This window comes from Protofrankia sp. CiP1_Cm_nod4, from assembly GCF_982290645.1.
This window is the reverse complement of the sequence record NZ_CEVIVC010000129.1, coordinates 12,972-14,325: the sequence shown is the minus strand read 5'-3', so window position 1 is coordinate 14,325 and position 1,354 is coordinate 12,972. Positions and strand designations below refer to the sequence as shown.

Below are 1,354 nucleotides of genomic sequence, written 5' to 3'. Positions count from 1 at the left end.
GAACCACTCCACGTCCGCGGCCGTCGCGGCGAACGGCGGCTGGCAGCGGTACCGGCCGGGACGCCGGGCCAGGAGACGCCGGGCCAGGACGCCGGGTCAGGACGCCGGTCGGTTCGAGGACGGTGGGCGGGGACGCTCGTCCAGCACCGTGCGCACCGCGTCGCCGATCAGATGCGTCAGCCGGGGATGGGCGCTGCGACGGCCGCGGACGTGGAGTGGTTCAGGCTCGACCGGTGGCAGATCGTCACGGCGTTCCAGCCCCTGCGGCACCGCCCCGACATCGGCGAGCAGCGCGACACCGACACCGGCGCGGACCGCGTGCAGCACACCGGCGAGGTATCCGGCCTCGCCGACGACCGAGGCCGTGCGCCCGGCCTGGGCCAGCACCCGTAACGCATGGCTTCGAATCGTGCACGGATCGTCGATAGCTACCAGTGGCAGTGGCCGTTCCGGCGGGGGCGGCACCCAGTCGGTGGCCGCGAACCAGGCCAGCGGCAGCCGGCCGGCGGGACGGGCCAGGGGGGTGTTCCCCTCCCCGATGAGCACGGCGACGTCGATGCTGCCCCGGTCGAGCGCCTCGTCGAGGCGGGCCCCCCGATCGAGCCGGAACCTGACCTGGACGTCGGGGAACTCCGCGGTGAGCGCGGACATCACCAGCGGGAGCAGGTGGTCGGCGGCATGCTCGGTCGACCCGATGGTGATGGTCGGCTGGCCCGCCAGCGCCGCGTCCACGCCCAGTTGTTCGAGGGCGTCGTCGTGCAGGGTGAGAATCCGTCGCCCCATGGCGATGAGTAGTTCACCATCAGAGGTGAAGCGTGTGCCGCGGCCGTCCGGGGTGACCAGCGGCCGGCCGACCGCTTTCTCCAGGCGGCGCACATGCTGGCTCACCGCCGACTGCGAGATGCACAGCGCCTCCGCGGCCCGGCGGAAGCCGCCGTGGTCGGCGATCGCCGTGAGGCTGCGCAGAGCCGTCAGGTCCAGTACGGGAGGCACAGTGCACGATAGCGCAACTGATTTTATTTCGTAATAGGTCCGATCGCGGATCCGCGTTGGACATCCACGGAAAACAGCACCATCCTGATGCCCATGGTCGGGAAACGGGATGTGCGGCAACACGGACCGCTTACATTCCGTGCCGCTTTCCGTCATCCAGCGCGGTGCCGGATCGCGCGGCACGTCCTGACCCGCAGACGAGTCATTGACTTCGGGACCATCACCTCCGCCTGTTGTCCCGTGCGTTGTTCCCGCTGGTGACACCAGGTTCCCTCTGGTGACACCGGGCTCCCGCTGGTGACGTCGGCGCGTCACTGCCCGGCCTGATCCGGCTGCCGGTCGCCGAGCCACGGCAGCTCGT

General features: G+C 70.6%; 1 protein-coding gene. It reads right to left on the bottom strand.

All coding sequences use genetic code 11. The annotated features are described in order from the left end of the window. Positions 1-96: 96 nt before the first annotated feature. Complete coding sequence (locus tag AC5LSR_RS19370) at positions 97-993, bottom strand: LysR family transcriptional regulator (RefSeq protein ID WP_250290737.1); 897 nt, start codon at positions 991-993, stop codon at positions 97-99. Positions 994-1,354: the final 361 nt, after the last annotated feature.